This window comes from Streptomyces sp. NPDC096193, from assembly GCF_040302905.1.
Classification (GTDB): Bacteria; Actinomycetota; Actinomycetes; order Streptomycetales; family Streptomycetaceae; genus Streptomyces.
The window spans coordinates 220,659-240,252 of sequence record NZ_JBEOSJ010000006.1 but is presented as its reverse complement, the minus strand read 5'-3'; the positions used below and the strand labels follow the sequence as shown (position 1 = coordinate 240,252).

At 71.5% G+C, this 19,594-nt stretch carries 14 protein-coding genes; 9 read left to right on the top strand and 5 right to left on the bottom strand.

Annotated elements, in window-relative coordinates:
* The first annotated feature begins 37 nt into the window (after positions 1-37).
* The 8 genes from ABTX78_RS12640 (at position 38) to ABTX78_RS12605 (ending at position 10,909) form a co-directional block, all read left to right on the top strand.
* On the top strand, positions 38-1,516 hold the full coding sequence (locus tag ABTX78_RS12640; protein WP_502993855.1) for a Cys-Gln thioester bond-forming surface protein: 1,479 nt from the start codon (positions 38-40) through the stop codon (positions 1,514-1,516).
* 378 nt (positions 1,517-1,894) lie between these two features.
* Positions 1,895-3,559, top strand: coding sequence for an energy-dependent translational throttle protein EttA (gene ettA / locus ABTX78_RS12635; RefSeq protein WP_352206782.1), 1,665 nt, complete (start codon positions 1,895-1,897; stop codon positions 3,557-3,559).
* Between the two features lie 8 nt (positions 3,560-3,567).
* Positions 3,568-4,032 (top strand): acyl-CoA thioesterase, encoded by a 465-nt coding sequence (locus ABTX78_RS12630; protein WP_352206781.1) that lies wholly within the window; start codon positions 3,568-3,570, stop codon positions 4,030-4,032.
* Positions 4,029-4,709 carry a DUF8010 domain-containing protein gene (locus tag ABTX78_RS12625; RefSeq protein WP_352206780.1) on the top strand — a complete coding sequence of 227 codons (681 nt, stop codon included), beginning with the start codon at positions 4,029-4,031 and terminating at the stop codon, positions 4,707-4,709. The genes ABTX78_RS12630 and ABTX78_RS12625 overlap by 4 nt, the downstream gene beginning before the upstream one ends.
* An 84-nt stretch (positions 4,710-4,793) precedes the next feature.
* Positions 4,794-5,558 (top strand): IclR family transcriptional regulator, encoded by a 765-nt coding sequence (locus ABTX78_RS12620; protein WP_352206779.1) that lies wholly within the window; start codon positions 4,794-4,796, stop codon positions 5,556-5,558.
* Between the two features lie 605 nt (positions 5,559-6,163).
* A complete protein-coding gene (locus ABTX78_RS12615) occupies positions 6,164-8,563 on the top strand; it encodes a GcvT family protein (protein WP_352206778.1) in 2,400 nt (799 codons plus the stop codon).
* Between the two features lie 11 nt (positions 8,564-8,574).
* On the top strand, positions 8,575-9,729 hold the full coding sequence (gene solA / locus ABTX78_RS12610) for an N-methyl-L-tryptophan oxidase (RefSeq protein WP_352206777.1): 1,155 nt from the start codon (positions 8,575-8,577) through the stop codon (positions 9,727-9,729).
* 13 nt (positions 9,730-9,742) lie between these two features.
* Positions 9,743-10,909 carry an aromatic ring-hydroxylating oxygenase subunit alpha gene (locus ABTX78_RS12605; protein ID WP_352206776.1) on the top strand — a complete coding sequence of 389 codons (1,167 nt, stop codon included), beginning with the start codon at positions 9,743-9,745 and terminating at the stop codon, positions 10,907-10,909.
* 24 nt (positions 10,910-10,933) lie between these two features.
* On the opposite strand, the gene ABTX78_RS12600 is transcribed toward ABTX78_RS12605, so the two are convergent.
* Complete coding sequence (locus ABTX78_RS12600; protein ID WP_352206775.1) at positions 10,934-11,338, bottom strand: globin; 405 nt, start codon at positions 11,336-11,338, stop codon at positions 10,934-10,936.
* A gap of 230 nt (positions 11,339-11,568) precedes the next feature.
* On the opposite strand from ABTX78_RS12600, the gene ABTX78_RS12595 reads away from it, so the two are divergent.
* Positions 11,569-12,588: a methyltransferase domain-containing protein gene (locus tag ABTX78_RS12595; RefSeq protein ID WP_352206774.1), complete on the top strand. Its 1,020-nt coding sequence runs from the start codon at positions 11,569-11,571 to the stop codon at positions 12,586-12,588.
* Here the strand turns inward: ABTX78_RS12595 and ABTX78_RS12590 are convergent.
* The 4 genes from ABTX78_RS12590 to ABTX78_RS12575 form a co-directional block, all read right to left on the bottom strand.
* Entirely contained in the window at positions 12,569-13,834 is a 1,266-nt protein-coding gene (locus ABTX78_RS12590) for an FHA domain-containing protein (protein WP_352206773.1), read from the bottom strand. The genes ABTX78_RS12595 and ABTX78_RS12590 overlap by 20 nt on opposite strands.
* Positions 13,835-13,895: 61 nt before the next feature.
* On the bottom strand, positions 13,896-15,254 hold the full coding sequence (locus ABTX78_RS12585; RefSeq protein ID WP_352206772.1) for a vWA domain-containing protein: 1,359 nt from the start codon (positions 15,252-15,254) through the stop codon (positions 13,896-13,898).
* 206 nt (positions 15,255-15,460) lie between these two features.
* Entirely contained in the window at positions 15,461-16,915 is a 1,455-nt protein-coding gene (locus tag ABTX78_RS12580) for a PP2C family protein-serine/threonine phosphatase (RefSeq protein ID WP_352206771.1), read from the bottom strand.
* Positions 16,916-16,918: 3 nt separating this feature from the next.
* Entirely contained in the window at positions 16,919-19,582 is a 2,664-nt protein-coding gene (locus ABTX78_RS12575; RefSeq protein WP_352206852.1) for a serine/threonine-protein kinase, read from the bottom strand.
* Positions 19,583-19,594 lie beyond the last annotated feature (12 nt).

Genomic DNA, 19,594 nt, shown 5'->3' with positions numbered 1-19,594 from the left:
TCCCTAGGATTTCCCAGTACTCACGGGGCACTTGAGCATGCTGGCGAGGCACTCCCCCCACGTGTCACACGCGAATAGGCCTCGCCCGGAGGGGAATTCTGTGTTCGGCACGTTCTCTGCGTCGGTCGCCCGCGGGCGGGACGCTGTCCGCCGTCTTACCGCCGCGGTCGTGATGTCGGGGCTCATCACCGCAGGATCCGTGGCAGGCGCGGGTTCCGCCGTCGCAGACGACGACGTTCAGCACCAGGGCGGCGCCGTCGCCACTCTCGACGGACTGAAGACATTCGATACCGCCGTACTCCGGGCGAACGGCGAGAGCCACGAAATACCCGCCGGTGTCTTCGAGATGACCGTGGACGGCGGCGGCCGCCTCAAGACCTATTGCATCGACATACACAACCCGACTCAGGACCAGGCCAAGTACCTGGAGACGCCCTGGAGCCAGACCTCGCTGGCGACCAACAGGAACGCGGGCAAGATCCGCTGGATCCTTCAGCACTCCTACCCGCAGGTGGACGACCTGGCCGCGCTGGCCGCGTCGGCCGGTACCGGTCCGCTCAGCCAGAAGACCGCCGCCGCCGGCACGCAGGTGGCCATCTGGCGCTACTCCGACAACGCCGACGTCGACGCCCGCGACCCGGCGGCGGAGAAGCTCGCGGACTGGCTCCAGGCCAAGGCGCGCAACGTCACCGAGCCGAAGGCCTCGCTCAGCCTCGAACCGAGCGCGGTCTCCGGCAAGGCGGGCGGGCGGCTCGGGCCCGTCACCGTGCGCACGGACGCGGCCCAGGTCACTCTGACCCCGCCGGTGGACGCAGCGGCCAGCGGTATCAGGATCACGGACGCGGCCGGAAAGCCGGTTACGTCCGCCGTGAACGGCGCCAAGGTCTTCTTCGACGTGCCGGCGGGCGCCGTGGACGGCTCGGCGACGCTCAGCGCGCAGGCGACAACCTCGGTCCCGGTGGGCCGGGCCTTCGCCGGTACGACCAGGAGCCAGACGCAGATCCTCGCCGGGTCCAGCGAGTCCACGGTCTCGGCGAACGCGGCGGCCACCTGGGCCACGGCGGGGGCGATCCCTGCGCTCTCGGCCAAGAAGAACTGCGCAAAGGGCGGCGTCGACATCACGGCGGCCAACAAGGGGGACGCCCCGTTCACCTTCGATCTGGCCGGCTTCAGCCACACGATCGCGGCGGGGGAGTCGCGGACGGTCACCATTCCGGTCGCCGAGGACCAGACGTACGACTTCACGATCACGGGGCCGGGCGGCTTCAGCAAGAACTTCAGAGGCGTCCTGGACTGCAAGATCAAGGGTGCGTCGGCGCCGGAGACCCAGACCCTGGGCTCCGAGCCCAGCCCGGCCGCCGCGGGCGGCGTCTCGGCCGGACTGGAGGGCGACCTCGCCGCGACCGGCGGATCCAGTGCCACTCCGAAGATCGCGGGCGTCGCGGTCGTGCTCGTGGTCATCGGCGGCGGCGCGATCTTCTTCCTCCGGAAGAAGAAGATCCCCACCGCGGAGTGACGACGCTCCGGGTCGGGGGTGCGGATTGGGCACCCCCGAGCCCGCCCGTCACCGGAACGCCGGGACGTGGGGCACCGGGACGCGGGACGCCGGGACGCCGGGAGGCCGGGACGCGGGGAATCGGGACACCGGGATCGGGAGGCGCCGTCCGATTCCGGAGATTCCACCCAGGAGTCACACCCGCCGTGCGCAGCTGTGTGCGCACGGTGAGGCGGGAGGCGCCCCGCGGGTCGCGTGCTGCCCCGCTCGGCCGACGCCGCGGAGGCGGGCGGACAAGGGGCCGGCAGGCACCCTCACCTATCCGTTTTCGCCCAGGGGTGGCGGTACGGCAAGATGGGGTGTACCTCTGCCCACCCACTTCTTGCCGGACGGTTTCTCTTGGCTGAGTACATCTACACGATGCGCAAGACGCGCAAGGCGCACGGCGACAAGGTCATCCTCGATGACGTGACGCTGAGCTTCCTGCCCGGTGCGAAGATCGGTGTGGTCGGCCCCAACGGCGCCGGTAAGTCCACCGTGCTGAAGATCATGGCCGGTCTGGAGCAGCCGTCCAACGGCGACGCGTTCCTCTCGCCCGGGTACACCGTCGGCATGCTCCTCCAGGAGCCCCCGCTCGACGAGTCCAAGACCGTGCTGGAGAACGTCCAGGACGGCGCCGCCGAGACCATGGGCAAGCTGAAGCGCTTCAACGAGGTCGCCGAGCTGATGGCGACCGACTACTCCGAAGCGCTGATGGATGAGATGGGCAAGCTCCAGGAGGACCTGGACCACGCCAACGCCTGGGACCTCGACGCCCAGCTGGAGCAGGCCATGGACGCGCTGGGCTGCCCGCCCGGTGACTGGCCCGTCACCAACCTCTCCGGTGGTGAGAAGCGTCGCGTGGCCCTGTGCAAGCTGCTGCTCGAGGCCCCGGACCTGCTCCTCCTCGACGAGCCCACCAACCACCTGGACGCCGAGTCCGTGCAGTGGCTGGAGCAGCACCTCGCCAAGTACCCCGGCACCGTCGTCGCCGTGACCCACGACCGGTACTTCCTGGACAACGTCGCCGGCTGGATCCTGGAGCTCGACCGCGGCCGCGCGATCGGCTACGAGGGCAACTACTCGACGTACCTCGAGACCAAGCAGACCCGTCTGAAGGTCGAGGGCCAGAAGGACGCCAAGCGCGCCAAGCGGCTCAAGGAAGAGCTCGAGTGGGTCCGCTCCAACGCGAAGGGGCGGCAGGCCAAGTCCAAGGCCCGGCTGGCCCGTTACGAGGAGATGGCGGCCGAGGCCGACAAGATGCGGAAGCTGGACTTCGAGGAGATCCAGATCCCGCCGGGCCCGCGTCTGGGCAGCGTCGTCGTCGAGGTCGCGAACCTCTCCAAGGGCTTCGGTGAGAAGCTCCTCATCGACGACCTGAGCTTCACGCTGCCGCGCAACGGCATCGTCGGTGTCATCGGTCCGAACGGCGCGGGCAAGACCACGCTGTTCAAGATGATCCAGGGCCTGGAGACCCCCGACGCCGGCGAGATCAAGGTCGGCGAGACCGTCAAGATCTCCTACGTCGACCAGACCCGCGGCAACATCGACCCGAAGAAGACCCTGTGGGCCGTGGTCTCCGACGAGCTCGACTACATCAACGTCGGCCACGTCGAGATGCCGTCCCGCGCCTATGTCTCCGCCTTCGGATTCAAGGGCCCGGACCAGCAGAAGCCGGCGGGCGTCCTGTCCGGCGGTGAGCGCAACCGGCTGAACCTCGCGCTCACCCTCAAGCAGGGTGGCAACCTCCTGCTCCTCGACGAGCCCACCAACGACCTCGACGTCGAGACCCTCTCCTCGCTGGAGAACGCCCTGCTCGAGTTCCCCGGTGCGGCTGTGGTCGTCTCCCACGACCGCTGGTTCCTGGACCGGGTCGCGACGCACATCCTCGCCTACGAGGGTGAGTCCAAGTGGTTCTGGTTCGAGGGCAACTTCGAGTCGTACGAGAAGAACAAGGTCGAGCGCCTCGGCCCGGACGCGGCCCGGCCGCACCGTGCCACCTACAAGAAGCTCACCCGGGGCTGAGGTTCACGATGGCCCGGCACATCTACAGCTGCCCCCTCCGCTGGTCGGACATGGACGCCTTCGGGCACGTCAACAACGTCGTCTTCCTCCGGTATCTGGAAGAGGCGCGGATCGACTTCATGTTCCGGCTGGCGCCGGGGGACGGCTCGCCGTCGTTCTCCGGCGGTTCGGTCGTGGCACGGCACGAGATCGACTACGTACGGCCGCTCGTCCACCGGCACGAGCCGGTGGTCGTCGAGTCGTGGGTGACGAAGATCAGCGCGGCTTCGCTCACCATCGCGTACGAGGTCAAGGACGCCGAGGGCGCCTCGCAGGTGTATGTGCGGGCCTCGACCGTCGTGGTGCCGTACAACCTGGAGGCCGAGCGTCCGCGGCGGATCACCGCCGAGGAGAAGTCCTACCTCCAGAAGTATCTGGACGGTGCCGACGGCAACGCGGCCGACGGCGCCGACGAGGATGCTCTCGCGGCATGACGGTACCCGTGCAGAGCCTGCACCTGGCCGATGAGAGGGAGGCGGAGGATCTCTCCGCCTTCCTCTCCCGGCTGATCCACTACGACCGCGCCGCGGCCGTCAGGCTCCAGGCCGGCGGCGCCGACGGACCGCTGTCCAGCCTCGCGGTCTTCGGACGTCCGCCGTCCTTCGAGGTGCTGGCGGTCCGTGCGGCCCGCCTCGGTGAGCCCGCCGAGCTGGATGTCACCGTCTCCGCCGGTGAGTTGCTGGAGAGCCTCGGGAGCGAGAGGTTCACCGTGCCCGCCCCCGTCACCGGGCCCCCGTGGACCGGCGTGCTCCCGCCGCGCGGCGGCTGGCGCGAGGTGCCCGGGCTGCCGCCGGTGGCCGAGATGCGCGCCGCGGTCACCGCCGCGATCGCCGAGTTCCGCGCCCGCGACGAGCGGCTGCCGGCCCAGCACCGCACCCGCACCGAGCGGGACCGGATCGGCCGGGACATCTGGTCGCGGACCTTCGCCGACACCCCCCTGCCCCTGCGCGCGGTACATGCGGCCCACTCGCTCGGATTTCTGCGCCCCGCCGTCCCGGTGGCGCTGCTGTCCACGGGCGCATGGCTCAGACTGCGTACCCCTTTCGGGTCGATCGCCGTACGGACGAACGGTCTCGGCGGCCTGAGCGTCATCCCTACGAGAACCGGTTAACGTTCACGCAAGTGGGCAGGGGCGCCGCACGATGCATCGTGTAGCGCGATGCGCAACGCGCACAGCAGCACGGGGGTTCGACGGATGACCGAAAAGGCCAGCGCCGTACAGTCGGTGGACCGTGCCGTGAGCGTGCTCGAAAGCCTTGCCAGGCACGGTGAAGCGGGCGTCACGGAGATCGCCGACGAACTGGGTGTGCACAAGTCCACCGCGTTCCGGCTGCTCGGTGCGCTGGAGAACCGGGGGCTGGTCACCCAGGCCAAGGAGCGTGGCAAGTACTGCCTCGGCGCGGGCATGCTCCGGCTCGCGGGAGCGGCCGCCGTACGGCTCGACATCTCGCAGGAGGGCACACCGCTGTGTCGTGAACTCGCCGACGAGGTGGGCGAGACCGTCAACATCGCGATCCTCGACGACGACGCGGCCGTCAATGTCGCGCAGGCCCGTGGCGCGGCCTCCGTGACGACGTACAACTGGCTCGGCCGCCGGACCCCGCTGCACGCCACCTCCAGCGGAAAGGTGCTGCTGGCGCACGCCCCGAGCGCGGTGCGGGAGCGGCTGTTCGCCGCCGGTCTGGAGCGGTACACCGAGCGCACGGTCACCTTGCCCGCCGATCTCGACAGCCAGCTGGCGGAGGCCGCCGAGCAGGGGTTCGCCATCGCCGCCGAGGAGTTGGAGATCGGCCTGAACGCGGTGGCGGCGCCCGTGTACACCCACGACGGAACCGTGATCGGCGCGATCAGCGCCTCCGGGCCGGCCTACCGGCTCGGCGAGGAGCTGTTGCCGAAGTTGGCCAAGCGCACGATGGCGGTCGCGGAGGAGCTCTCCCGGCGGATGGGCTACGGCGGCTGACTTTCCGGCGGACGGCTTCCGGCCACCGCCGACCTGCCTCGCCCGCCCCACCCGTGTCACGGGTCCCAACGCCGGCCCCACCCGTGTCACGGATCTCGTCGCCCGGGCCCGTCCGCGTCACGGGTCCCAACGCCGGACCCGCCCGCGTCACGGATCTCGTCGCCCGGGCCCGTCCGCGTCACGGGTCCCAACGCGGGCCCCGCCCGCGTCACGGATCTCGTCGCCCGGACCCGTCCGCGTCACGGGCCCCATCGCCCGAACCCCGGCCGCCCGCCGGGCCCTGCCCCATTCGCCCCACTGGCCCCCCGGGGCCCCGCTGCCCCAGCTCGCCTCCTCGGGCCCCGGCCCGCAATCCCCGGCCACCCCACACGCCCCGCTACCCCCACCCGCCCCTCGGCACCCCGTGTCGCCCCGCCCCTGTCCAGGACTTCTCCCGACCGACCGGCCGACCAGTACACCCCGTCACACCGGCCACGCTCCGCCGCGGCCCTGTGTTACATCGGCGTTCCGTGCCCGTGGGCCCTTGACGGTGGCCCCCGCGCGTTCCCACTATGTCTCTCATCGCGCAACCCGTCGTGCACAGCGCAACAGCTGGGGGTTGAGGCATGCCCAGTCCATCCGTCGTCATCATCGGGGCCGGCATCGTCGGGTGCTCGCTCGCCGACGAACTCACCGCCCGTGGCTGGAGCGATGTGACCGTCCTCGAGCAGGGCCCGCTCCCCGCTCCCGGTGGTTCCACCTCGCACGCACCCGGGCTCGTCTTCCAGACCAATCCGTCGCGGACGATGACCCGTTTCGCCGCCCGCACCGTCGAGAAGTTCGGCGCGCTCGGCGCGTTCGACGCGGTCGGCGGCCTGGAAGTCGCCACCACCTCGGCCCGGTTGGCCGACCTGCACCGCAAGGCCGGTCTCGCCGCCTCCTGGGGAGTACGGGCCGAGGTGCTCAGCCCGCGCCGTTGCAAGGAGCTGTGGCCGCTGCTGGACGAGGAGTTCGTGCTCGGCGGCCTGCACACGCCGGACGACGGTCTGGCCCGCGCCGTGGACGCCGGGCGCCTTCAGATGGAGCGGGCGGTGGCCCGCGGCGCGCGCTTTCTCGACCGGCACACCGTCACCGGCATCGAGCGCGACGGCGGCCGGGTGACCGCGGTCGTCACCGACCGCGGCACCTTCCCCGCCGAACACGTCGTCTCCGCCGCAGGTTTCTGGGGCCCGGTGATCGGCGCCATGGCCGGGGTGCAGGTACCACTGCTGCCGCTCGCCCACCAGTACGTGAAAACCGCGCCGCTGCCCGGGATCCCGCGCGAGGACCTGCCGGTCCTGCGGCACCAGGACCGCGATCTGTACGTCCGGCAGCACGGTGACCGGATCGGCATTGGCTCGTACGCGCACCGCGTCATACCGGTCGACCCGTTCACCGTGCCCGCGTACGACGACGCGCCGGTCATGCCGTCCTGGCTCGACTTCACCGCCGACGACTTCGCCCCCAGCTGGAACGACGCCACGCGCCTGCTGCCCGCCCTCGCGGACAGCGCCGTCGAGGAGGGCTTCAACGGCGTCTTCTCCTTCACCCCGGACGGCATGCCCGTCCTCGGCGAATCCCGCGAACTGCGCGGCTTCTGGCTCGCCGAAGCCGTCTGGGTCACCCACAGCGCCGGTGTCGCCCAAGCGGTCGCCGAGTGGATGACCGACGGCCGGCCCGCTCTCGACGTCCACGAGTGCGACATCGCCCGCTTCGAGGAGGTCCAGCGCTCACCCGCCTACATCGCGGAGCGGAGCGCGCAGAACTTCGTCGAGGTGTACGACGTCATCCACCCCCTCCAGCCCATGGAGCAGCCGCGTCCACTGCGGACCAGCCCCTTCCACGCCCGTCAGCAGGAACTCGGCGCATTCTTCCTGGAGGGCGGAGGCTGGGAGCGGCCGCACTGGTACGAGGCCAACGCACCGCTCGCCGAAGGGACGCAGCTTCCCGGGCGGGACCCGTGGGCGGTCCGCTACTGGTCGCCCATCGCGGCGGCCGAGGCACGGGCCACCCGCGAGAGGGTCGCGCTGTACGACATGACTCCGCTGCGCAGGCTGGAGGTCAGCGGCCCCGGCTCGCTCGCGTTCCTCCAGCGGATGACCACCAACCAGCTGGCGAAGCCCGTCGGTTCGGTCACGTACACCCTGCTGCTGGACGCGACGGGCGGCATCCGCTCCGATCTGACCGTGGCGCGCCTCGCCGACGAGAGTTTCCAGGTCGGCGCCAACTCGCCGGCCGACCTGGACTGGCTGCTGCGGCACGCGCCCGCCACCGTACAGATCCGCGACATCACCTCCGGCACCTGCTGCGTCGGGGTCTGGGGGCCGCTCGCCCGCGACCTCGTACAGCCGCTCACCCGCGACGACTTCTCGCACCGCGCCTTCGGCTACTTCAAGGCCCGGCAGACCTTCATCGGCCATGTCCCGGTCACCGCGATGCGGCTGAGCTACGTCGGAGAGCTGGGCTGGGAGCTGTACACGACCGCCGACCTCGGCCTCAGGCTCTGGGACACCCTGTGGGCGGCGGGGCAGGACCTCGGCGTCGTCGCCGCGGGCCGCAGCGCCTTCAACTCCCTGCGGCTGGAGAAGGGATACCGCGCCTGGGGCCAGGACATGACCGACGAGGACACCCCCTACGAAGCGGGTCTCGACTTCGCCGTCCGCCCCGACAAGGGCGACTTCACGGGCCGCGACGCCCTCTCCCCGGAGCGGATCCGCCGCAGGCTCACCTGCCTCACGCTCGACGACCCGACAGCGGTCGTCCTCGGCAGCGAGCCCGTGTACACCGACGGGGCGCCAAGCGCCCCGGCCGGCCATGTCACCAGCGCCGGCTACGGCTGCACCGTCGGCCGCTGCATCGCGTACGCCTGGCTGCCGCCTCTCGAACCCGGCACAGCGGTCCATGTGGAGTACTTCGGTGAGAAGGTCGCCGCCACCGTCGCCGAAGAGCCCCTGTTCGACCCCAAGATGACCCGCATCCGCCGGTAGAAGGGACACGCATGGCACCCGCGTACGACGTGATCGTCCTCGGCCTCGGAGGAATGGGCAGCGCGGCCGCCGCCCATCTCGCCGCCCGGGGGGTCCGTGTTCTCGGACTGGAGAAGTTCGGTCCGGTGCACAGCCGGGGGTCCAGCCACGGCGGATCCCGCGTCACCCGACAGTCCTACTTCGAGGACCCGGCCTATGTCCCGCTGCTGCTGCGCGCCTACGAGCTCTACGAGCGACTGGAACGGGACACGGGCCGCGACGTGGCGACGCTGTGCGGCGGCGTGATGGTCGGTCGGCCCGAGTCGCGTACGGTCGCCGGATCGCTGCGCTCGGCCCAGCAGTGGGACCTGCCGCACGAGATGCTGGACGCGAAGGAACTGCACCGCCGTTTCCCGACGCTGACCCCCGCCGACGACGAGGTCGCCTTGTACGAGGTGCGCGCCGGACTGCTGCGGCCCGAGAACACCGTCGCGGCCCACCTCCAGCTGGCCGCCCGCGACGGCGCCGAGCTGCGGTACGAGGAGCCGGTCACCCGCTGGGAGCCGTACCGCGACGGAGTACGCGTCCACACCGCCGAGGACACCTACACCGCGGGCCACCTCGTCATCTGCCCGGGAGCCTGGGCACCGCAACTGCTCACCGATCTGCGGGTGCCGTTCAGCATCGAGCGGCAGATCATGTACTGGTTCCGGCCGGACGGCGGCACCGGCCCCTTTTCTCCCGAACGCCATCCCGTCTACATCTGGGAGGACACCGCCGGGGTCCAGGTCTACGGCTTCCCCGCCATCGACGGACCCGACGGCGGGGCCAAGGTCGCCTTCTTCCGCAAAGGCACCCCGTGCACCCCCGAGACCATCGACCGCACCGTCCACGACCATGAAGTACGAGCCATGGCAGACCAGTTGGCACCCCGGCTGCCGACGCTGCCCGGCACCTTCCTCAAGGGCGTCACGTGCATGTACTCCACCACGCCCGACGAGCACTTCGTCATCGCCCGGCATCCGTCCCACGCCGATGCCGTCACCGTCGCCTGCGGATTCTCCGGGCACGGCTTCAAGTTCGTGCCCGTGGTCGGCGAGATCCTGGCCGATCTGGCACTGGACGGCACCACGCACCACCCCATCGAGCTCTTCGACCCCGGCCGCATCGCGACCGCGCCCGCCTGATGGAGACGACCTGATGACCACGACGCCGGCCACGCCGCTCTCGCACACCCCGCACCCGCAGACCGGGGCATCGCAGCCGCCGAGCCTGCTCGCCACCCTGCCCGGCCACCACTACACCAGCCCCGAGATCTTCGCCCGGGAGCAGGAGAGGATCTTCGAATCGCTCTGGTTCTGCGCGGTGCGCTCCGCGGACCTCGCACGCCCCGGCGCCTTCCGCACGGCTCAGGTCGGCCGCGAGAACGTCCTGGTCACCCGCAACAGGGCAGGTGAGCTACGGGCGTTCCTCAACGTCTGCCGGCACCGCGGGGCACGCCTGTGCACCGAGGAGTCCGGCGAGGTGCGGCGTACGCTGCGCTGTCCGTACCACGCATGGAGCTACGACCTCGACGGCGCGCTCGTCGCCGCACCCAACCTCGTGAAGATGCCCGACGTGGACCGCGGCGCGTACGGGCTGCGTCCGGTCGCCCTGCGGGAATGGCTCGGCTACGCCTGGGTCTGTCTGGCCGACGAGCCGCCGTCGTTCGAGGACAGCGTGGTCGGCGCGGCCGTCGAACGCCTCGGTGAGGTCGCCGCCATCGAGCGCTACCGCACCGGCGAGCTCGCCCTCGGCAAGCGCGTCCGTTACGACGTGAAGGCCAACTGGAAGCTGATCGTCGAGAACTTCATGGAGTGCTACCACTGCGCGACCATCCATCCCGAACTGACCTACGTCCTGCCGGAGTTCGCACGCGGCTACGCGGCCCAGTACTACGTCGGCCACGGCGCAGCCTTCTCCGAGGGTGCCCAGGGCTTCACCGTCGACGGCAGCGAGGGCTTCGGCCGGCTGCCGGGCCTGGCCGAGGAACAGGACCGCCGCTACTACGCCGTCACCGTGAAGCCGCAGGTCTTCGTCAACCTGGTGCCCGACCATGTGATCGTGCACCGGATGTTTCCGATGAACCATGACCGTACGGTCGTCGAGTGCGACTGGCTCTACACGCCCGAGGTGCTCGCCACCGGCGCGGACATCTCCCGTTCGGTGGAGCTCTTCCACCGGGTCAATGTGCAGGACTTCGCCGCCTGCGAGCGCACCCAGCCGGCGATGGACTCACGCGCCTACCGGGCGGGCGGGGTGCTGGTGCCCAGTGAGCATCACATCGGTGACTTCCACAGCTGGGTGACGGAGAAGCTGGGCGGCTAAAGGATTCGGTGCGGCGGGCCGGCCCTATTCGGCGGTGTTCACCATGGAGGCGGCGGCATAGACGAGGTAGTCCCACAGCTGCCGCTCGTGCTCCGGGGTCAGCCCCAGCCCGTCGACGGCCGCGCGCATGTGCTTCAGCCAGGCGTCGTGCGCGGCCCGGTCGACCGCGAACGGTGCGTGCCGCATCCGCAGCCGCGGGTGGCCGCGGTTGTCGCTGTAGGTGCGCGGTCCGCCCCAGTACTGGATCAGGAAGAGCGTGAGCCGTTCCTCGGCCGGACCCAGGTCCTCCTCCGGGTACATCGGCCGCAGCAGCGGATCGTCGGCCACGCCCTGATAGAAGAGGTGGACGAGGCGCCGGAAGGTCTCCTCGCCGCCGACCTGCTCGTAGAAGGTCTGCTCCTGAAGCGTGCCGCGCGGAATCTCATTCACGCCTCCATGGTCTCAGACACCCCGGCCGAGGACCCAGGCCCTAGGACTTCCTCCCGACGGGACTCCCGACGGGACTCCGGACGGGACTCCCGACAGGGCTCCGGACGGGACTCCGGACGGGACTCCCGACAGGACTTCCACCCGGCGACCCGCCCGGTTCGCCGGCGCTCCCGGGCCTCCGTCCCCGCCGGGCGCTCGCCTGGCGGGCCGTGGCGCAGGACAGTGGACTTATGGGAACGCACCTGGAGCCCGATGCCGGGCCCGCAGCCGAGGCGCGCCACGCGCTGGTGCGGGCGATCGTGCACGAGGGCGGACTGGGCGACCCCGCCTGGCGGGCGGCGTTCGAGGAGGTCCCGCGGCATGTGTTCGTGCCCTACTACTTCGTCGGCCGGGGCGGCACCTACGAGCGGATGTGGTGCCTGGATCCCGACCGGGCCCGGCGTGAGCGGTGGCTGCGCGGGGCCTACTACGACATGCCGCTGGCCACCCGCGTCCGGGACGGCGAACTGATCTCCTCCAGCAGCCAGCCGTCCCTCATGGCACGCATGCTCGACGAGCTCCAGGTCGAGGACGGCAACACCGTCCTGGAGATCGGTGCGGGCACCGGCTACAACGCGGCGCTGCTTTCCCACCGGCTCGGTGAGGACCGCGTGACCACCATCGACATGGAGCCGGAGATCACCGAATCCGCGTGCAGGCACCTCGCCGCCGCCGGCTACCACCCCACCGTCGTCACCGGCGACGGAGCCCGCGGCTGTCCCGAGCGCGCGCCCTTCGACCGCATCATCGCGACGTGCACCCTGCCGTCCGTGCCCTTCGACTGGCTGCCGCAGTGCCGGCCGGGCGCGCGGATCCTCGCCCCGCTCTCCACGGGTCTGATCGCGCTACGGGTGAGCGACGACGGCACCACCCCCAGCGCGGAAGGTCATTTCCTGCGGACGTCCGCCTACTTCGTCCCGCTGCGCGGCAGCGAGGCCGCGGCGGAGGGGCACGTCGGCGGACTGCCCCGCCGTGTGATCGACAACGACCTCTTCCGGTTCCTGCTCACCCTGACCGCGGGCAGCCTCGACCCGCACGAGGCCCTCTCGCTGTGGGAACGTGAGCGGCGTCCGCAGCGCGAGCGCTTCGGAGTCACGGTGAGCGGAGACCGTCAGTGGGCCTGGCTGGACGACCCGGAAGGGCCGTACGCCTGGCCGCTGGGGCCGGCGCGGCAGACCGCGCCGCGCCCGCCTAGCCGCGGCGGATGGTGATCGTGGTCCAGGCCCCGACGTGTACGCGGTCACCGTCGTTGAGCGGCACCGGCACATAGGGCTGGATCGGGTCCTCGGCGCCGTTCAGCGTGGTGCCGTTGGTGGAGTTCTGGTCCACGACCGCCCACGAGCCGTCGGGCTGCTGCACCAGCACGGCGTGCTGGTGCGAGACGCCCGGGTCCTCCGGCGGAACCGAGAGATCGATGTCCGGGGCCTCGCCGGTGGAGTGCCGGCGGCGGCCGATGGTGACCTGGTTGCCCGACAGTGGCAGCTGCTGCTCGGGGGAGTACGCGGGCAGATTGAGGCCGCCGGCGTCCGGCCCGCTGCGCTGCATCATCGCCATGAAGTACTCGCGGTCCGGCGCGACGACGACCGTCCACCCGGCGGGCGTCCCGTACTGAGGAGGCTGCTGTGCGGCACCGGGCCGGGTGCCCTGCGGCCCGCCCTGCTGCGGATACAGCGGTTGCTGGGGCACGGACTGCTGCTGGAACTGCTGCGGCGGTGCCTGCGGGGTCTGCGTCCCGGCTGCCTGCGCCTGGGGGGCCCGGGGCTGTGCGGGCGGCGGCAGCATCCAGTCGTCATCCGCGTCGCCGTGCTGAGGTCGCGGCGGCGCCGGGGGAGCGGACTGCTGCTGGTACGGCGGAGGCGGCGGCCCTTGCTGCCCGGCTCCGGGTCCCGGCACGCCGGGCACCTGTCCGCCCGGTCCTTGCTGACCCGGCCCCTGCTGACCCGGTCCTTGCTGGAAGGACTGCGGGGGCGGCCCGGGCTGGAAGCCCTGGGGCGGCTGGTGCCCCGGCGGCTCGTTCATCAGCGGCTCGGCGGGCCGGTTCATCTGCGACGGCCGGGAGCTCTGGTAGTCGTACGGGTCGTGCTGACCGGGACCCGGCCCGCCGCGGCCCTGCGGGGGCGCGGGCGGCGACGGCTGGTTGGTGAAGCCGGCGGGCAGGTTCAGCCCGGGGGGCTGCGGAGCCGGCGCGAGCGGCGTGTACGACGTGGCCGTGTGCGTCAGGAAGTTGTACCGGCACTCCTCGCAGAAGGGGGCCATGGCCTCGCGCGGGGTCCGGCACTGCGGGCAGAGCTCGGCCTGGGCGGTGGCGTTCGGATCCCCCGGCCCCGGGTAGCCGTAGGAGGGCGGCGGGGGAGGCGGCACGGCGCCTGCGGGGGCGCCGGGGCCGGTCATGCGGTGGCCACAGACCTCGCACCAGTCGTCGGAACCCGACTGGTGTCCGTTCGGGCAGGTCGGCATGTCGGCCCTTCCCCCTCTCCGTCCGGCCCGCGGGCCGTGTCGATTTCGGTGCTGTCGCCGGCTACTTCTTCACACGCACCGTCTTGGTGGAGCGTGTTTCGAGGGTCATTTCGTCGGCTTCCGCGACCTTCGCCTTCAGTCGCACAGTACCTGTCGCCGCATCGACCACGTCCACCACCTTCGCAAGCAGTTTCGCGGTGTCCGCGTTCCCGGACGCCGACGCGAGCTGCACCGCCCGTCCCAGCTTGGCCGTGGCGCCGTCGAAATCACCCGACTTGCGGGCATCCAGACCCTGTTGGATGACCTGTGCCAGTTCCGCCTGGCCGGTGTAGTGCGCCACCTGCGGGTTGATCGAGGTCGATGCCGCCATGTCGTCCGTCCACACCGCCCGGACCAGTCCCTGGGACAGCAGCTGAGGAGCGCCGCCGTCCGTCGACGGAATGATGAGGGAGGCGCGGGCGGCAAGCATCTCCTGGCCGATGCCGGCCTGCGGCACCTGTACGCACACGTGGTAGTCGCGGGACTCGTCGCCCCACGAGCCGGTCGGATAGTCGCCCGCCCGCGGACCGGCCTCGGTGCGCCGGGCGGTCAGATCCTCGACGGTGGGCGCCACCTGCTTGACGAACCGGATCTCCACGCCGACGGGGGTCCACAGCCGCAGGGCGACATCCGCGACCTCCTTGCCCATCGCGTTCTCCATCATGCTGGTGAAGTCCGCTGACAGATGGGCCGGGTCGGCGACGATGTCGGCGCTGCCGAGCAGCGCGGAGGCGATACCGGTGACCTCCTTCACCTCCCAGTCGGTGCCGACTCCGCGGGCGTCACAGGTGAAGCGGCCCGTCACGGAGTCGAGCGCGGCCCGCAGGTCCTCGGGCGTCTCGTGCTCGTTGCGCCCGTCGGTCAGCAGGATGCCGTGCCGGATTCCGCTCTCCGTGGTGGACAGCAGCCGGTCCGCCAGCCGCAGCCAGGTGCCGATCGCGGTGCCGCCGCCCGCGGCCAGCCGCCGCAGGGCGTCCTTGGCCTGAGCGCGGGTCTGCGGATCGGCCACCGCGAGCCGCCCGTTGCCCGGGTAGACCTCCTTCGCCAGATGCGTACCGGCGATCACCGAGAACTCCACGCCGTCGCGCAGGGTGTCGATCGCGGCGGCCGTGGCGTCACGGGCGTTGCGCATCTTGGTCGGCGGGTAGTCCATCGAGCCGGAGCAGTCGACCATGATCGCGACGGCGGCGCCCGGGGCCTGCGCGGGTATCGCGGACGGTGTCGTCGAAGCACCGGTCAGCGGAGCCCCGCCACTGGTGCCGCCACCGGTGGAGGTGACGGTCACGATGGCGTTCACCTCCCGGCCGCCCTCGGGCAGATACTCGTTCTGGTACACCTCGACGGAGAACTGCGGCACCTGGGACTTGGAGAAAACTGCCATCTGATCGGCTCCTTGAGGGCTCCACTCGGGAGAGCTGGTCATGCGACGTACGGGACACGTGACCTACGGGACACGTGAGCTACGGGTCACGTGACGTGCTGGTCGAGGGACGTAGTGGTGTCGAAAAGCGTGGTGGTCTCGAAAAGCGTGCTGGTGTCGAAAGGTGTGGGGGCCCGGCGAGGGTGACTCGCCGGACAAATCGGTTTTCAGGCCGTGTTGTAGGCCGATCCTGCCCCTTGCGGCGCGACGGTGAACGGCAGGACCGCCACTGTTACGTTGTCGTGGCCCCCGCCGTCGAGGGCGTGCCCGACCAGTACCTGCGCGCTGTGCAGCGGCCGGTCCGCGGCGTCCGCCGGGACGGCGCGGGCCATCTCGTCGGCGCCCTCGGCGTAGTTCCACAGGCCGTCCGTGCAGACCACGACCACGCCGGAACGGTCCGGTTTGAACGCGGCGGTGTGCGGCTCCAGTTCGTACGCGTCGGCGCCGAGCCAGCCCGTGATGGCATGGGCTCGCTCGTCCGCGTAAGCCTGCTCCTCGTTCATCAGGCCGGCCGCGACCATCTGGGCCGCCCAGGAGTCGTCCTCGGTGAGCCGCGCGGCCGGGCCGGTGCGGTCGTCGGGCACCCAGTAGGCGCGGCTGTCGCCGACCCAGCCGACGACCAGCAGACCACCGGCGGAGATCGCGCCGACGATCGTGCAGGCGGGGGCGTTCTGGTGGCGGTGCGGGTCGTGCTCCATCGCCTCGCCCTGAGCGTTCTGGGCGGCGAGGGAGTTGACCGCCTCGGACGCGGCGACGATCGCCTCGTGCATCGCCTGCTGCGGTTGGGTGCCGCGCGGCAGGCTCTCCAGCAGCAGATCGTTGGCGGCGCTCGATGCGGCCAGGGACGCCTCGTCCGGGCGCGTCGCCGAGGACACGCCGTCGCAGACGATCGCGATCACGGCCGGCGAACCGTCCGGCAGCGCGGTCGACGACACCGCGAACGCGTCTTCGTTGCGGTGGTGGCGCAGCCCGCGGTCGCTGACCGCGGCGACGGAGCCGAGCTCCTCCTCCATGTGGTCGCGCTCGCGCGGCTGGGCGTGACCGCAGTTCTCGCAGTAGCCGTCGTCGTCGACACGGCCGGCCCGGCACGCCACACAGAGCTTGGTGCCGGACGCGGGGGTGACAGGAGCGGCCGCTCGTGGGTCGGGGGCGGCCTCGCGAGGGGTGGCCTCAGGCGCGGGCAGCTCGAAGTCCCCGGAGCCGGAGGAGGCCCCGGAGGCCCCGGACGCACCGGAGGCGGAGGAGCCGGAGGAGGCACCGGACGCACCGGGAGGGGTCGCGGCTGCGGCGCGGGCCGCCGGCGGTCCGTCGAACCGAACGGCCGAGGCGGGCAGTTGACCCGATCCACCGGACACGGGCAGCTCGCCACCGCCCGAGTCCGTGCCCGGCAGATCGCCGGGCAGATGGACCGGGGCGGGAGTGCCCGCGGTGTCCGTGCCGGTGGCCGCCGGCCAGTCGACCGGGGAGCCGATCGCGAGCGTCGGGCGGTCGGAACCGGGCATCGCCGGTTCCGCGGACAGGTCGTACCCGCACGCTCCGCAGAAGCGGTCACCCGCCTCCAGCGGCTCGGCGCAGCTGGGGCAGGACGACCCCGCGGCAGGCTCGTGCATCTGCGACGACATCAATCACACCCACGTCCGGGGGCGGAAGCGGTTGGCGCGCTCCACCAGGTCCATCCGCTCCTCGCCGCGCTGGGCGAGCCGGGCGAGCACCCGGTAGGAGCGTTCCAGCCCGAAGCGCAGGCCGCGCTCGTCCAGTTCGCTGCCGAGCAGTGCGGCCGGTGCACCACCGGGCCGCGGTGCGCTCGACGCGTCCGGTACGGACGGCGGGACTCCGGGACTACCGGAGAGTACCCAGTCGAGCGCCGTGCCGAGTACTTCCGTGGACAACTGCTCGCGGCGCACGGGGTCCAGACCGAACTCCTTCAGGGCGTCCACCTGGGCGGCAGCCGCGGACAGATCCCCGATGAGAGGTTCGTGCGCGGCGCGTCGCCGCAGCCTCGCCCGGACGGCGGCGACCCGGGCGGCCGTGTAGTGGATCGACGCCTCCGGCACCGATTCCAGGGTCCGCACGGCTCCGGGCCTGTCACCTGCGGCGAGCTGGACGCGGGCGAGCCCGAAGGCGGCGCTCACATAGCTCGGGTCGGTCGTCCACACGAGACGGTAGTACTCCGCGGCGTTGTCCAGTTGGCCGAGAACCTCCGCGCACACGCCGAGGGCCAGCTTCGGGGCGGGCTCGCCCGGGAACGCGTCGTAGATGGCGTCGAAGGACAGCGCCGCGACCTCACGGTCCCCGGTCACCAGGGAGGTGAGTCCGCGGTACCAGACGACGCGCCAGTCGTCGGGGTGCGCGCTCTCCAGCTTCTCCAGCGCCTTGGTCGCCGGCTGGACCTCGGCCATCTCCAGCCGGGCGCGCAGCTCGCGCAGCCGCGTCTCGGGGGAAGGCGCCGGTGCGGACCGGAGCGCGGCGATCAGCTCGGCGGGTGCGGAGGCCATCAGGCCGGCGAGGAAGCCCGCGTTGGGGTCGTTCGGGTCGACCCGTGGCACGGGCAGCGCCAGGGCCGTCGCACGGGCGTCGAGCGCGGCCAGATGCGGTGCGAGCGGGAGGGGCGCGGGCGACTGCGGGGCGGGAGCGGCCGGCACGGCCTGAGCACCCGGCAGGTGCGAGCCACCAGGCACACCGGACATACCCGGCGCGCCGACCACACCGGGCGCACCGGGCGCACCGGGCGCACCGACCGCACCGGGCGCACCCGGCGGGGGCGGTGCGGCAGGAGCACCGAGGGCCGCGGGGCCCGCCTGGTGCGGAATCCTGGCCTCCGCCGGCGTCGCCCTGCGGGAGCGCCGGGAAGGAGGCCGCCGGGCGCCGAGCGTCGACACGTCGTCCGTCATCTCGGCGAACAAGCCGGTGTCCGTGACCCGCAGTTCGGGGCCGAACAGCGTGGAGAGCGAGGGCCGCGGACGGCCCGTCTGCAGTGCGACGACCTCCCGGAGCACGCCGGTCAGCTGCTCGGCCATCTCCTGCGCCGAGGAGAACCGGCGCGCGGGGTCCGGGTCCGTCGCCCGTACGAGCAGCCGGTAGAACGACTCGTACGTCTGGAAGACCTGGATGTTGTCCGGGTCCGGCAGGGAGTCCACGAAGACGTTCGTGTAGCCCTGGAAGTCGAACGTCAGGACGGCGAGGGTGCGTGCGACGGTGTACAGGTCGGACGCCACCGACGGGCCGACCTCGGCGACTTCGGGTGCCTGGTAGCCGACGGTGCCGTAGATCGCGGACTCCTCGTCGTCCAGCCGGCGGACCGCGCCCATGTCGATGAGCTTGAGCTGGTCCTGCTGCTGGATGGCGTTGTCGACCTTGAAGTCGCAGTAGAGCAGATTACGGCTGTGCAGATGGCCGAGCGCCTCCAGCGCCTCGATGCCGTACGCGCACGCCTGCTCCACCGGCAGCGGATCCCGCTTGCCCGCCGGGCCGCGCCGCTCGTTCGCGATCTCCTTGAGCGACTTGCCGCCCACGTACTCCATGACGATGTAGCCGTCGAGGGAGCCGGTCCGCTGGTCGAGGTGCTCCACGAAGTTGTAGATGCGGACGATGTTGGAGTGCTCGATCTCGGCGAGGAAGCGGCGCTCGGAGATCGCCGCGGCCATGGCGTCCTGGTCGCCGGTGTCCAGCAGGCCCTTGAGCACCACCCAGCGGTCGGAGACGGCACGGTCCACCGCGAGGTAGACCCAGCCCAGACCGCCGTGCGCGAGACAGCCCGCCACCTCGTACTGGCCGTGCACGATGTCGCCCGCGGCGAGCTTGGGCACGAAGGAGTACGGGTGGCCGCACTTGGTGCAGAACCCTTCCGTACGCCCCGGACGTTCACCGCGTGCACGCCCCACCGGAGCGCCGCAGTCGGAGCGGGAGCAGTACCGCTTGCGCTCGGGGACCTCGGGGTTCTCCATGACCGCGGAGCGCGGGTCGGGACGCGGCACCTCGGGGATGGACACCAGGCCCGCGCCCAGGCGGTTGCGCCCCGACTGGCCGGTGACGGCGCCCGAACTGCGCACCGAGACCGAGCGCGTGGAGGTGCTCGACCCGGTCAGCGACCGCGACAGCCGTCCCGAGACCGAGCGTCGCGAGGTCGACGAGCGCGAGGACGCCCGGGAGGAGCGCGAACTGCTTTGGCCGGAACCGCTGCCGCGTGCCCCGCCGCCCGTGATGCCCGTGGGCGGGGAGGAGACCATGCCGTTCGGCGAGACGACGGGTGCGAGACCACAGGTGTCGCAGTACAGCTCGCCGCCGCCCATGTCCTCGTAGCT

Bases quoted from the DNA above. Each gene is read 5' to 3' on its own strand.
- ABTX78_RS12615 (WP_352206778.1), top strand. From the start codon at position 6,164: ATGCCCAGTCCATCCGTCGTCATCATCGGGGCCGGCATCGTCGGGTGC.
- ABTX78_RS12575 (WP_352206852.1), bottom strand. From the start codon at position 19,582: ATGGGCGGCGGCGAGCTGTACTGCGACACCTGTGGTCTCGCACCCGTC.
- ABTX78_RS12605 (WP_352206776.1), top strand. From the start codon at position 9,743: ATGACCACGACGCCGGCCACGCCGCTCTCGCACACCCCGCACCCGCAG.
- ABTX78_RS12620 (WP_352206779.1), top strand. From the start codon at position 4,794: ATGACCGAAAAGGCCAGCGCCGTACAGTCGGTGGACCGTGCCGTGAGC.
- ABTX78_RS12640 (WP_502993855.1), top strand. From the start codon at position 38: ATGCTGGCGAGGCACTCCCCCCACGTGTCACACGCGAATAGGCCTCGC.
- ABTX78_RS12595 (WP_352206774.1), top strand. From the start codon at position 11,569: ATGGGAACGCACCTGGAGCCCGATGCCGGGCCCGCAGCCGAGGCGCGC.
- ABTX78_RS12580 (WP_352206771.1), bottom strand. From the start codon at position 16,915: ATGTCGTCGCAGATGCACGAGCCTGCCGCGGGGTCGTCCTGCCCCAGC.
- ABTX78_RS12585 (WP_352206772.1), bottom strand. From the start codon at position 15,254: ATGGCAGTTTTCTCCAAGTCCCAGGTGCCGCAGTTCTCCGTCGAGGTG.
- solA (WP_352206777.1), top strand. From the start codon at position 8,575: ATGGCACCCGCGTACGACGTGATCGTCCTCGGCCTCGGAGGAATGGGC.
- ABTX78_RS12590 (WP_352206773.1), bottom strand. From the start codon at position 13,834: ATGCCGACCTGCCCGAACGGACACCAGTCGGGTTCCGACGACTGGTGC.
- ABTX78_RS12630 (WP_352206781.1), top strand. From the start codon at position 3,568: ATGGCCCGGCACATCTACAGCTGCCCCCTCCGCTGGTCGGACATGGAC.
- ABTX78_RS12625 (WP_352206780.1), top strand. From the start codon at position 4,029: ATGACGGTACCCGTGCAGAGCCTGCACCTGGCCGATGAGAGGGAGGCG.